General features: G+C 67.8%; 11 protein-coding genes. 3 read left to right on the top strand and 8 right to left on the bottom strand.

Annotation, left to right across the window (positions count from 1 at the left end; genetic code table 11):
• The first annotated feature begins 390 nt into the window (after window positions 1–390).
• Window positions 391–1299 carry a helix-turn-helix transcriptional regulator gene (locus DMX10_RS30480; RefSeq protein WP_111264603.1) on the top strand — a complete coding sequence of 303 codons (909 nt, stop codon included), beginning with the start codon at window positions 391–393 and terminating at the stop codon, window positions 1297–1299.
• 8 nt (window positions 1300–1307) lie between these two features.
• Here the strand turns inward: DMX10_RS30480 and DMX10_RS30485 are convergent, their stop codons facing one another.
• The 4 genes from DMX10_RS30485 to DMX10_RS30500 all read right to left on the bottom strand — a co-directional run bounded on the left by DMX10_RS30485 (window position 1308) and on the right by DMX10_RS30500 (window position 4517).
• Window positions 1308–1967 carry a helix-turn-helix transcriptional regulator gene (locus DMX10_RS30485; protein ID WP_111264604.1) on the bottom strand — a complete coding sequence of 220 codons (660 nt, stop codon included), beginning with the start codon at window positions 1965–1967 and terminating at the stop codon, window positions 1308–1310.
• 98 nt (window positions 1968–2065) lie between these two features.
• The gene (locus DMX10_RS30490) at window positions 2066–2431 is read right to left on the bottom strand and encodes a cupin domain-containing protein (RefSeq protein ID WP_111264605.1); all 366 of its coding nucleotides are present in this window, start codon (window positions 2429–2431) and stop codon (window positions 2066–2068) included.
• Between the two features lie 223 nt (window positions 2432–2654).
• A complete protein-coding gene (locus tag DMX10_RS30495) occupies window positions 2655–3953 on the bottom strand; it encodes an FAD-binding oxidoreductase (protein ID WP_111264606.1) in 1299 nt (432 codons plus the stop codon).
• A 120-nt stretch (window positions 3954–4073) separates the two neighbouring features.
• Window positions 4074–4517: a heme-binding protein gene (locus DMX10_RS30500; protein ID WP_111264612.1), complete on the bottom strand. Its 444-nt coding sequence runs from the start codon at window positions 4515–4517 to the stop codon at window positions 4074–4076.
• A 228-nt stretch (window positions 4518–4745) separates the two neighbouring features.
• Between DMX10_RS30500 and DMX10_RS30505 the strand changes: the two genes are divergently transcribed.
• Window positions 4746–5807 (top strand): extracellular solute-binding protein, encoded by a 1062-nt coding sequence (locus DMX10_RS30505; protein ID WP_111264607.1) that lies wholly within the window; start codon window positions 4746–4748, stop codon window positions 5805–5807.
• Window positions 5808–5861: 54 nt separating this feature from the next.
• The gene (gene hpaR, locus DMX10_RS30510) at window positions 5862–6284 is read left to right on the top strand and encodes a homoprotocatechuate degradation operon regulator HpaR (RefSeq protein ID WP_111264608.1); all 423 of its coding nucleotides are present in this window, start codon (window positions 5862–5864) and stop codon (window positions 6282–6284) included.
• Window positions 6285–6674: 390 nt separating this feature from the next.
• Here the strand turns inward: hpaR and DMX10_RS30515 are convergent, their stop codons facing one another.
• The 4 genes from DMX10_RS30515 to DMX10_RS30530 all read right to left on the bottom strand — a co-directional run bounded on the left by DMX10_RS30515 (window position 6675) and on the right by DMX10_RS30530 (window position 11256).
• Window positions 6675–8129 (bottom strand): NAD-dependent succinate-semialdehyde dehydrogenase, encoded by a 1455-nt coding sequence (locus DMX10_RS30515; RefSeq protein WP_111264609.1) that lies wholly within the window; start codon window positions 8127–8129, stop codon window positions 6675–6677.
• A gap of 88 nt (window positions 8130–8217) precedes the next feature.
• Window positions 8218–9021, bottom strand: a complete 804-nt coding sequence (hpaI, locus tag DMX10_RS30520) for a 4-hydroxy-2-oxoheptanedioate aldolase (RefSeq protein WP_111264610.1) — start codon at window positions 9019–9021, stop codon at window positions 8218–8220.
• A gap of 107 nt (window positions 9022–9128) precedes the next feature.
• Complete coding sequence (gene hpaH, locus DMX10_RS30525) at window positions 9129–9932, bottom strand: 2-oxo-hept-4-ene-1,7-dioate hydratase (RefSeq protein ID WP_111264611.1); 804 nt, start codon at window positions 9930–9932, stop codon at window positions 9129–9131.
• Between the two features lie 13 nt (window positions 9933–9945).
• A complete protein-coding gene (locus DMX10_RS30530; RefSeq protein WP_111264613.1) occupies window positions 9946–11256 on the bottom strand; it encodes an MFS transporter in 1311 nt (436 codons plus the stop codon).
• Between the last annotated feature and the right edge of the window lie 22 nt (window positions 11257–11278).

Genomic DNA, 11278 nt, shown 5'->3' on the forward strand with positions numbered 1-11278 from the left:
GGCATCCATGCCGCTCGTCCCCCGGCGCAACGACTGCGTTCGGCCTCCTGGAGGGGCGTTGGCGGCTGCTCCAACTTTCTTCGTCCAGCGCATCGCCACGTGGTGCGCACAGGCTTTCGTAGGATGGTGTAGAGCGAAGCGAAACCCATGCGGTGGCGGTGGCACGAACTCTTGGGCGCCCGGAAATGGCGTGCTTGAGCGCCTGCTTTAAAACCACAACAGCTAACGCAGACAGAGCCAATGAATTCGCCCCTACGGTCGCGCTGAAAAGCGCTGGCGCGATGGGCGTTGTGGCAAGCAAAATGCTTCCTCGAAAACACCCCTGAAACGCAGGCCCCGCAAGCATTCCGTGCACCCGGGCGGGGCGGCCGACGACAAGAAGGCGAAGGCATGGCGCACCCCGCAAGACGTTCCCACTCCCAGGGCCGGCAGGCCCTGGAAACCTGGCACGCGCACATCCCCGCGCTGGTCGCCGACCTCGAGACACCGGCCTTCCCACCCCGCGTCGATGCGGTGCTGCACGCGCTGGCACCGTTCGACCAGAGCTGCATCTTCCTCTACCCGGCGGGCGGCAGCCCCGCGCTGCTGCATGACAACCTGCACGGCATCCCCGAGCCCGGCGCGATGCAGCGCTACGTCAACGGCACCTACCTGCTGGACCCGGTCTACACCGCCTGCGCCCATGGTCGGCCCGCCGGGCTCTACCGCATGGAGGAGCTGGCGCCGGACGCCTTCTTCGAAGGGGAATACTTCAACTCGCCGGATGTGCACCCGTGCATCTCGCTGGCCTCGGGCAGCCTGGCCGAGGAGATCGTCTTCCTCTCGCCGCTGCCGGGAGGCACCTATGCGGCCTACTCGCTGATGCGCTGCAACGGCTCGCCGGTGTTCGCGGAGGAGGAGATTGCCGCCCTGCGCCTGTGCCAGCCGGCGCTGGAGGCCTTCCTGCAGCGCCATTACGCCAGCGTGGCGGTGGCATCGATGGGCGCGCGGCCGGCACGCAGCATCGCCGAGCATCTGGCGGCGGCCTTCTCCGGCTTCGCCACCGACCGCCTGACCGCGCGCGAGCAGGCCATAGCGGGGCTGATCCTGCGGGGGCATTCGAGCATCTCCATCGCGCTGCACCTGGAGATCGCCGAGGGTACGGTGAAGAACCACCGCAAGCACCTCTACAGCAAGCTCGGCATCTCCAGCCAGTCGGAGCTGTTCCACCTTTTCGTCAACCACCTGCTGGGCACCGGGCTGGGTCAGTTGCCGACGGCCGTCGCGCCCGCTGCGCGGGCACAGCACTTGGAGCGCTGAGTCACGCTTCAGAGGAACAGCATCGCCACCAGTTCGGTGCGGCTGCTGGCGCCGACCTTGCGGAACAGGTTGAGCAGATGGGTCTTCACCGTCGGCAGGCCGACGCCCAGGTGGCGGGCGAGTTGCTTGTTGCTGATGCCTTCGCGCAGCAGCAGGGCGATTTCCCGTTCACGCGGGGTGAGGCCCTGCAGCTTCGGCTCGGCGGTGGGCACCAGGGCCTGTACACCGGCTTCCATCATCCCCTGCAGGGCCGCCAGGCTGGCCAGTTCCTCCTCCGAGAACGCCGGCATGCCGCTGCAACGCAACAGGGACAGCCCGGCCACGGGGCGCTCGCCGGCCTGGGCGATGACCTCCACCACGTCTATCACCTCGTGGGCGCGCAGGAACCCCTGGTATTCACGGTTCTGCGCCTCGCCCTGGCGTGCCTGGCCGGCTTGCAGGGGCACCACCGGCAGGCCGGTGGCCAGGCAGGCGCCGGGTTGCAGCGGGTCGAGGTGGCGGTAGTGGCGCAGGTAGGCGTCGTGCATCTGCAGGTGCATGCCCAGCAGCTGGAAGTCCCGGGCCTGCAACTGATCGTCGATCAGGTAGAAGGCACCGAGGGAGGCGGGGACGAAGTGGGTGAAGGTGCTCAGGCAATGCCTGGCGAATTCGACCGGGGATGGCGTCATGGAGGAACCCTCGCGTGGGCGGTGAGGGCAGTGCAGACCATCGCCGCAGAGGTTGCCAGTGGCGCGAACCTGCCCCGGGGGGCAGGCACCTGAAGAGGTCAGGCCACCGCGTAGTAGTGCTTGACGAAGCTCTCGCCGGGGACTTCCCAGAGCACCGGGGTGCCCTTGGCGACATACCAGCTGTCGCCGGCCTTGAAGCGGGTGGTCTGGCCGGTGGACTCGTCGGTGAGGATCACCTCGCCGGTGACCACCGTGGCCTGCTCGTTGAACGGGTAGACCATGCGAAACTTGCCGCCGGTGGTGCCGAAATAGGCGGCACTGACCGGGTCGGTGGGGGCGCCGGCGGTCATCTTGCCGAAGGCCTTGACCTCGCCTTCGAGGATTTCCGAACCCAGGTCGGCGACGGTGCCCCAGGCATCCAGTTCAGCGAGGGTGATACCGGTCTTGATGGGGGTGAGGGACATGGCAGTTCTCCTGCGAGTGATGGAAAAGGTGTTGGTCGTTCAGTGGGTTCCCGCGTTCGCGGGAATGACGGTACATGCTTTTCCGCTGCACCGTTTCCGGCGGGAGCGAGCTGGAGCGGTACCAGGCGGGAGCGGCCGCGGAAGCGGAGTTCACGCCCGTGAATGAGCATTCCAAGGCCGATCCCAACGCCGTACCGCCGTCGCGCAGCCGCGCCGATCGGATTCAACGGCGGCCGTTCCAGTAGCCGGAAACCTGGTGCCAGGTCTTGCCGGCGGTCAGCAGCAGCGGGCGGATATGGTCCTTGCCGACCACCTCGATGCGCCGCACCGAGCTGATCAGGTCGTAGCGCGCCGAGCCTTCGCTCATGCCCTCGGCCAGCACCTTGCAGATGATGTGGCTGGGGGTGACGCCGAAGCCGGAGTAGCCCTGCACGAAATAGGCGTTGGGGCGGCCGGGCAGGGTGCCGATCTGCGGGAACAGGTTGGCGCTGCAGGCCATGGGGCCGCCCCAGGCGAGGTCGATCTTCACGTCCTTGAGGTAGGGGAAGATCTTCAGCATCAGGTTGCGGTTCCAGGCCTTGAGGTCGCCCGGGATGTGTTCGACGAAGGGCGTCGCGGCACCGAACAGCAGGCGGTTCTCGTTGGTCACGCGGTAGTAGTCGATGACCGGGCGGATGTCGCTGTAGGCCCCGCGAATCGGGCTGATGCGCTGGATCAGCTCGTCCGATAGGGGCTCGGTCATCATCTGGAAGGCGTAGGTGTTGATGGTGGTCTTGTGCAGCTCCGGCTCCAGCTTGTTGAGGAAGCTGTCGCAGGCCCAGAGCAGCTTGCTGGCCTTCACCGAGCCCTTGCCGGTGCGCACGGTGATGCGCTCGCCGTAGGTCACCTCCAGCGCCGGGCTGTATTCGAAGATCTTCACCCCGTGGCTGGCCAGGGCCTTGGCTTCGCCCAGCAGCAGGTTGAGGGAGTGCACATGGCCGCCGCCCATGTGCAGCAGGGCGCTGCTGTAGGCGTCGGAGCCGATGATCTGCTTCACCTCGGAGCCGCCGAGGAAGCGGATCTCGTGGGGCGAGCCGAGGGATTTGAACTCCTTCTCCCAGGCGCGCAGGGTCTTTTCCTGGCGGGCGTTGAAGCCCATGTAGCCGTAGCCGTGGCAGAAGTCGGCGTCGATGCCGTACTTGGCGATGCGGCCCTTGATGATGTCGGCGCCCAGGTCGCTGATCTCGAAGATCTGCCGCAGGCCGTCCTCGCCCACGTCGTTGCGGATCTTCTCCAGGTCGTGGCCGATGCCGGCCATGATCTGCCCGCCGTTGCGCCCGGTGCCGCCGAAGCCCAGGTAGCGCGCCTCCAGCACCACGATATTGGTGATGCCTTTCTCCGCCAGTTCCAGCGCGGTGTTGATCCCGGAGAACCCTCCGCCGATCACGACGACATCCGCTTCCAGGTCCGCTTCCAGGGAGGGGAAGGAGAGGTCGTACTTCTTGGTGGCCGTGTAGTAGGTGGGTGTCTCGATATTGATCATGACTGCAGCCTGAAACGGTGGGTGGAATGCGTTCTGCTGGCGACTATTAAGGGGCGTGCGGACCCTTGCGGTCTTGTCCCTCACTGCCCGTCACCTTGACCCGGGGTGACAGGCGCCGGGTCAACCTGGCGCCAGCAGCTCTGCGACGCGCTCCACGGCCGCGCGGGCGCAGAGCCCGTCGAGCTGCTCGGAAGCACCGGAGATACCGATGGCGCCGATCACCTGGCCCAGGTGGCGGAAGGGTTCGCCACCGCCGAACAGGGCCAGCCCCGGTTGCAGCGGCAGGCCCTGGCGCACGGCGGCGGAGCAGCCGTCGAGGCGCTCCTGCCAGGCATGGGTGGCGATGCCGAAGCCGGCGGCGGTGACGGCCTTGTTCAGGGCGATGGCGCGACTGGGACCGGGGGCGCCGTCCATGTGCGCGCTGTGGATCGGCAGGCCGGCGGCGTCCACCACCTGGACGCTGACCCGGACGCCATGCTCGGCGGCGGCATCCAGGGCGGCCTGCAGCGCCTGCATGGCGAGGGCGAGGCCGAGGTGGGGCTGTTGGCGCAGGAGGGCGTTCATGGGGGGCACCTGGGGGGATTTCTGCTCGATCATGAACAGGTTAATGATCGCCTGCAATGGCCCGGGCAGCGGTTCTTGCCCCGTCTTTGCGTGGCCCGCGTCACGCCCTGGCCAATCCGGCACGGGCAAGCAAGAAGCTGGCAGGCTCGAACATGACGCAGGCTCCACACCTCGCTCCTAATGGGCGATCCGGCGCTGCCGGCCCCATTTCCTGCAAGGAGTTGCGCGATGAGACTGCTGGCCTGTCTGGTGATGCTGTTGCTGGCCCTGGAAGCCCGGGCCGAGGAGGTGTTGCGGGTCCTCAACTGGAAGAACTACATCGAGCCGCAGGTGCTGGCCGGCTTCCAGAAGCAGACCGGCATCCGGGTCGAATACCAGACCATGACCGCTGCCGAGGAACTGGACGCCGCCCTGGGCCGCGAGCAGGCCTTCGACATCGTCGTGCCGTCGCACTTCCAGCTCTCGCGGCTGATCCACAACGGCCAGCTGGCGCCCCTGGATACGGGGCGCCTCAGCCATTACGCCAGCGTCGACGTGGGCCTGCTGGCGATGCTCGCCGGCATCGATTCGGCCAACCGCTATGCGGTGCCCTACCTCTGGGGCTCGGTGGGGTTGGTGGTCAACCCCGGCCTCGCCGAGGCCGCCTATGGCGCGCCCTTGCCCAACAGCTGGGGCGTGTTGTTCGACGAGCGCCAGGCCTCGCGCCTGGCCGCCTGCGGCGTGGGCCTGCTGGATGCCCCGGAGGAAACCGCCTCGCTCTGGTTCAACTACCGGGGCCGCAGCCTGTCGAGCTATGGCGCGCGGCAGGTCGAGCGCAACCTGCAGCCCTTGCTGGGCATCGCCCGCATGGCGCGGCACCTGGACAACGACACCTACATCGATGCCCTGGCCGACGGCCGCCTGTGCGTGGCCATGGCCTGGGTCGGCCATGCGCTGACCGCCTCCGCGCGCAACCCGGCGCTCAGCTATCGGATTCCTGACGAGGGCGCGATGGTCTTCATCGACAGCCTGGCGATCCCCGCCAATGCCGAGCATCCGGACCTGGCCTACCGCTTCATCGACTACCTGCTGGAGCCGCGCAACGCCCTGGCCGATGCCCGCGCCAGCCAGTTCTATTCGCCTCTGGCCGCCGACACCCCCGAGCTGGCGGAGCTGGCCAGGGAGCGCCCCATGCAGGTGCTGAAAAGCGACGAGCGCCGGCGCCTGTATGTGCTCGAGCGGCTCAACCAGGAGCAGAAAACGGCCCTGGATGCCTTCTGGGCGAAACTCAAGGCGAGCCGTTCGCCATGACGCGGAAAGCGTCATTCGTTAAACTGTGAACTAATTTCCGACACTGCCCAACCCATGCCCAATACCCGTGCTTCCCTGACCCTCACCCTGTTGCAGGCCCGTGAGTCGGCCATGCGTTTCTTCCGCCCCCAACTCAACCTTCACGGGCTCACCGAGCAGCAGTGGCGGGTCATCCGCATCCTCCGTCAGCAAGGCGAGATGGAGAGCCACAAGCTGGCGCGCCTGGCCTGCATCCTCAAGCCCAGCATGAGCGGCGTGCTCGCCCGCCTGGAGCGCGACGGCATGGTCCGCCGACGCAAGGTCGCCGAAGACCAGCGGCGCATCCTCCTGGCCCTGACCGAACAGGGCGAGGCCTGCTTCCAGTCCATGAGTCAGGAAATGGAGCGGGGCTACCAATCCATCCAGGCGCAACTGGGCGAGGAAAAGCTGCAGGAACTGCTGGAGCTGTTGCAGGAGCTGAAGGGCATCAAGCCTTGAGGCAGTGAGCGGTGGGCGGTTTCGACCGCGAAGAGCATCGCGAATGAATTCGCTCCCACAGGGTGGCGCCAACCTACGGCGGCGCTGCGCACCGCTTGGCGAATGAATTCGCCCCTACAGGACTGCGCGGCGTTTGGGGGGATTGTGGGAGCGGCTTCAGCCGCGAAAAGCATCGCGAATGAATTCGCTCCCACAGGGTGGCGCCAACCCATGGCGGCGCTGTGCGCCGCTTGGCGAATTAATTCGCCCCTACAGGATTGCGCGGTGTTTGGGGGGATTGTGGGAGCGGCTTCAGCCGCGAAAAGCTTCGCGAATGAATTCGCTCCCACTGGGTGCTGCCCGGTGGGGTGGGGCATTCCCGTAGGGTGGGCTTCAGCCCACCAATGGGCTTCAGGCGATGCCGAGGCACATGTATTTCTGTTCGATGTAGTCGTCGATGCCGTACTTCGAGCCTTCGCGGCCGAGGCCGGATTGCTTGATGCCGCCGAAGGGGGCGACCTCGGTGGAGATGAGGCCTTCGTTGACGCCGACCATGCCGTATTCCAGGGCTTCGCTGACGCGCCAGGCGCGGCCGAGGTCGCGGGTGTAGAGGTAGGAGGCGAGGCCGAATTCGGTGTCGTTGGCCAGGGCGATGGCTTGTTCCTCAGTGTCGAAACGGAAGATCGGCGCCAGGGGGCCGAAGGTTTCGTCGCGGGCCACCCGCATCTCGGCGGTCACATCCCCCAGCACCGTGGGCTCGAAGAAGCTGCCGCCCAGGGCGTGGCGCTTGCCACCGGCGAGGAGGGTGGCGCCCTTGGCGAGGGCGTCGGCGATGTGTTCTTCGATCTTCTCCACGGCCTTGGCGTTGATCAGCGGGCCCTGCTGGGCGCCGTCCTCGTCCGCCGGGGCGACCTTGAGGGCATTGACCGCGGTCACCAGGCGCCGGGCGAATTCGTCGTACACGCCGCGCTGCACCAGCAGGCGGTTGGTGCACACGCAGGTCTGCCCGGTGTTGCGGAACTTGGAGCCGAGGGCGCCCTGCACGGCGGCGTCGAGGTCGGCGTCGTCGAAGACGATGAAGGGTGCGTTGCCGCCCAGTTCCAGGCTGACCTTCTTGATGGTCTCGGCGCACTGGGCCATCAGCAGCTTGCCGATGCCGGTGGAGCCGGTGAAGGAGAGCTTCTGCACCAGCGGGTTGCCCGTCAGTTCGGCGCCGATTTCCCGCGAGCGGGTGCCGGGGACAATGTTCAGCACCCCGGCAGGGATCCCGGCGCGCTCGCCGAGCGCGGCCAGGGCGAGGGCGGACAGCGGGGTCTCCGAGGCGGGCTTGAGCACCACGGTGCAGCCGGCGGCCAGGGCCGGGCCGACCTTGCGGGTGATCATGGCGTTGGGGAAGTTCCACGGGGTGATGGCGGCGACCACGCCGATGGCCTGCTTGATCACCACCAGGCGGCGGCCGGGCTTGTCGTGGGGGATGACGTCGCCGTAGACGCGCTTGGCCTCTTCGGCGAACCACTCGATGAAGCTGGCGCCGTAGGCGATCTCGCCACGGCTTTCGGCCAGGGGCTTGCCCTGTTCCCAGCTGAGCAGGCGGGCCAGGTCCTCCTGGTTGGCCATGATCAGCTCGTACCAGCGACGCAGGATCGTGCTGCGCTCCTTGGCGGTGCGGGCGCGCCAGGCGGGCAGGGCGGCCTGGGCGGCGTCGATGGCGCGGGCGGTTTCCACCCGGCCGAGGGAGGCGACTTCGGCGATCAGCTCGCCGTTGGCGGGGTTGGTCACGCCGAAGCGGCCTTCGTCGTCGGCTTCGATCCATTGGCCGTTCACGTAGGCCTGTTCGCGCAGCAGGTTGAGGTCGTTGAGTTTCATCGGTCTGCCTTGTTTCGGACGGTCCATGCCCGTTCCCGGGCCTGCGAGCAGGGCCGGGTCGGGCTGCAAGAGGTTGAGGGTGTTCGGCTCAGTAGACGCTGCCGGCGCTGGATGGCGGGGCGGGCGTGCCCTTGAAGCGGCCGGCGAGGGCCTGCAGGGACTTCATCAGCAGGCTGGTGTCGACGCCGACGGCGACGAAGGCGCAGCCCAGTTCCAGGTAGCGGCGGGCCAGGGTCTCGTCGGCGCTGAGGATGCCGGCGGCCTTGCCGGCGCGGCGGATGCGGGCGATGGCGTCCTCGATGGCGGCCTGCACCTCGGGATGCCCGGGATTGCCGCGATGGCCCATGGCGGCGGAAAGGTCAGCCGGGCCGATGAACACGCCGTCGACGCCCTCGGTGGCGGCGATGGCATCGAGCGCGGCGAGGCCGTCGAGGTTTTCGATCTGTACCAGCAGGCACATCTGCTCGTCGGCCTGGTCCAGGTAGCCGGGCACGCTATTCCAGCGCGAGGCGCGGGCCAGGGCGCTGCCGACGCCACGGATGCCGGACGGCGGGTAGCGCATGGCGCGCACCAGCTCGGCGGCCTGGGCGGCGGAATCCACCATGGGCACCAGCAGGGTCTGCGCGCCGATGTCCAGCAGCTGCTTGATCAGCACCGGGTCGCCGATGGACGGGCGGATGATCGGCTGCGACGGGTAGGGCGCCACCGCCTGCAATTGGCCGAGCAGGCTGCGCAGGTCGTTGGGCGCATGCTCGCCGTCGATCAGCAGCCAGTCGAAGCCGGCATTGGCGGCCAGCTCCGCGCAATAAGGATCAGCCAGGCCGAGCCACAGGCCGATCTGTGCGTCGCCGGCCAGGAGGCGTTGTTTGAAGGTGTTGATGGGAACAGACATGGGAAGCTCCTTGGGAAGCTGGAAGCTGGAAGCTGGAAGCTGGAAGCTGGAAGCGCGCACGAACCGCCTTTTCTTCCAGCTTCAAGCTCTAGGCTTCCAGTTCAAACTCAAACAAACCGACAGGCAATCGAGCCCAGCTGGTCATAGTCGACATGGAAGGTGTCGCCGGGGCGGGCGGCCACCGGGCGGGTGAAGGAGCCGCCGAGGATGATCTGCCCGGCTTCCAGGGTGACGTCGTAGGGCGCCAGCTTGTTGGCCAGCCAGGCGACGCCCTTGGCCGGGTGGTTGAGCACGGCGGCGGAGACGCCGGATTCCTCGATCACGCCGTTGCGGTAGAGCACGGCGGGCACGCGGCGCAGGTCGATCTCGGTGGGGCGCACGGCGCGTCCGCCCATCACCACGCCGGCGTTGGCGGCGTTGTCGGAGATGGTGTCGAAGACCTTGCGGGTGGCCTGGGTCTCCGGGTCCACCTGCTGGATGCGGGCGTCGATGATCTCCAGGGCGGGGATGACCCACTCGGTGGCGTCGAGCACGTCGAACAGGGTGACGTTCGGCCCGCGCAGCGGCTTGCCGAGGACGAAGGCCAGCTCCACTTCCACGCGGGGGACGATGAAGCGCTCGAAGGGGATGTCGGTGCCTTCGTCGAAGAACATGTCATCCAGCAGCGCGCCGTAGTCCGGCTCGGTGATGTTGGAGGACACCTGCATGGCGCGGGAGGTGAGGCCGATCTTGTGGCCCACCAGCTTGCGCCCGTCCTGGATCTTCTGCGCCACCCAGGCGCGCTGGATGGCGTAGGCGTCTTCGATGGTGATGCCGGGGTGGTCCAGGGAGAACTGGCGGATCTGCTGCCGCGAGCGTTCGGCGGCGTCGAGTCGGGCGGCGGCCTGCTGGATCAGGGTGGCGTCGAGCATGGTGGGGTCTCTCTTAGCGTGGATTGACCAGGGCGGCCGGGGTGCGCAGCACCAGTCCGGCGCCGAGGGCGATGAAGAAGGCCAGGACGAACAGCGCGAGGCTGGCGCTTTGGGTGGTGTCGCGCATCCAGCCGATGAGGTAGGGCGCGAGGAACGAGGCGATGCTGCCGAACGAGCTGATGAGGCCGATGCCCGCGGCCTGGGCCTTGTCGGAGAGGAAGGCCGGCGGCAGTTGCCAGAACATCGGCAGGGCGGCGCTGGCGCCCATGCCGGCGATGATCAGGCCGGCCAGCACGGGGATCGCGCTGGTGGGCGCGAGGCCGCTGCTGGCGATGCCCACGGCGCACATCAGCAGCGGCACGCAGAGGTGCCAGCGGCGTTCGCAGTGGCGGTCCGAGGAGCGGCCGCAGGCGAGCATGAAGAACACCCCGGCGAGGTAGGGCACGGCGCTGAGCAGGCCGACCTGGCTGTCGCGGGCGACGCCGGCGCCGTGGATCAGGGTGGGCATCCAGAAGGCCAGGGTGTTCACCGCGAGCATCACGGCGAAGTAGATGGCCACCAGCAGCCAGACATGGCGGTCGCGCAGGATGCCGGCGAAGGAGGTGATCGGCTTGCGCTGTTCCTCCTGGGCCATGTCCTCGCGCAGCTGGCGCTTCTGGGCGTCGTCGAGCCAGGCGACGTCATCGAAGCGCTCCGGCAGGCGCGCCCAGACCAGCAGGCCGAGCAGCACCACGGGGGCGCCTTCGAGGAGGAACATCCACTGCCAGCCGCGCAGGCCGAGGGCGTCGTGGAAGCCTTCGAGGATGGCGCCGGACAGCGGGCCTCCGATGACCCCGGCCATGGGCACGGCGATGGCGAACAGGGCGGTGATCTGCGCGCGGCGGCGGGCCGGGTACCAGCGGTTGAGGTAGACGAGGATGCCGGGGAAGAAACCGGCCTCGGCGACCCCCAGCAAAAAGCGCAGGACGTAGAAGCCGGTGGCGCCCTGCACCAGGAACATGCTGGTGGAGAGCACGCCCCAGACCACCATCAGGGTGGCGATCCAGCGGCGCGGGCCGATGCGGTCGAGGGCGAGGTTGCTGGGCACGCCGAACAGGGCGTAGGCGATGAAGAACAGGCCGGCGCCGAAGCCGTAGACGGTGTCGCTGAACTGCAGGTCGGCGCTCATCTGCATCTTGGCGAAGCCGATGTTGATGCGGTCCAGGTGGGCGAACAGGTAGCACACCAGCAGCAGCGGCATGAGCCGCCAGGTGACGGTGCGGTGGGTGGTGTCGCGGGTGGCGTGGTCAGCGCCGGTGGGGCAGGCAGTGTGGGCGGTGCTCATGGTCTTGTACTTCTTGTTGGGA

Source organism: Pseudomonas sp. 57B-090624 (assembly GCF_003234055.1).
GTDB classification, from domain to species: Bacteria; Pseudomonadota; Gammaproteobacteria; order Pseudomonadales; family Pseudomonadaceae; genus Metapseudomonas; species Metapseudomonas tohonis.